Annotated in this window: 2 protein-coding genes; both read right to left on the bottom strand. The window is 54.5% G+C overall.

What is annotated here, in order from left to right; translation table 11 throughout:
- A partial coding sequence (locus JNK74_29535; protein ID MBL7650316.1) for a glycosyltransferase occupies positions 1-243 on the bottom strand: 243 nt, incomplete at its 3' end.
- A partial coding sequence (locus tag JNK74_29530; protein ID MBL7650315.1) for an NAD-dependent epimerase occupies positions 240-600 on the bottom strand: 361 nt, incomplete at its 5' end. The genes JNK74_29535 and JNK74_29530, both read right to left, overlap by 4 nt.

Here is a 600-nt window from a genome sequence, read left to right as displayed (position 1 = left end):
TTCCAGTCCGCACCTGACCGCCAGGCCAAACCCGTGCGAAGGGCCGTTGTTCAAATAACGCAATTCCGGGATTTCCTGCTGAAGGCGTCGAAGTATGTCTTCTGTCGAATCGGTCGAACCATCGTTGACGACCAGCAATTCGTGCGAAATGGTTTCGGCTTTCAGCGCGGTGTGCAGGCTTCGCAGAGTTGTTTCGATGCAACCCTCTTCGTTGTGGGCGGGAATGACGACCGAAAGTTTCATGCAGCCACCGACCTTTCCTGAATCGCCTCGACGATTTCGCGGATGATGCTTCGTTGGTCGTAACGATACGACCAATCGGGATAATCGCGCTGAAAGCGGCGCACGTCGCTGATCCACCAGATGTGATCGCCGGAACGGGCTTCATCAGAGAGAGTGAAATTCAATTCTCGCCCAGTCAATTCGGCAATGTAATTAATAGCTTCCAGCATGGAGCAGTTGCTGTGGCGCGAACCGCCAATGTTGTAAACGGCCCCGGCGCGCGGCGCGCGGAAGAAATGCCAGAAAGCGTTGACCAGATCGTAGGCGTGAATGTTGTCGCGCACCTGTTTGCCTTTGTAGCCGAAAATTGTGTAAGGC

It is taken from the genome of Candidatus Hydrogenedentota bacterium (genome assembly GCA_016791475.1).
In the GTDB taxonomy this organism is placed as follows: Bacteria; Hydrogenedentota; Hydrogenedentia; order Hydrogenedentales; family JAEUWI01; genus JAEUWI01.
This window is presented reverse-complemented; position numbering and strand designations above follow the sequence as displayed.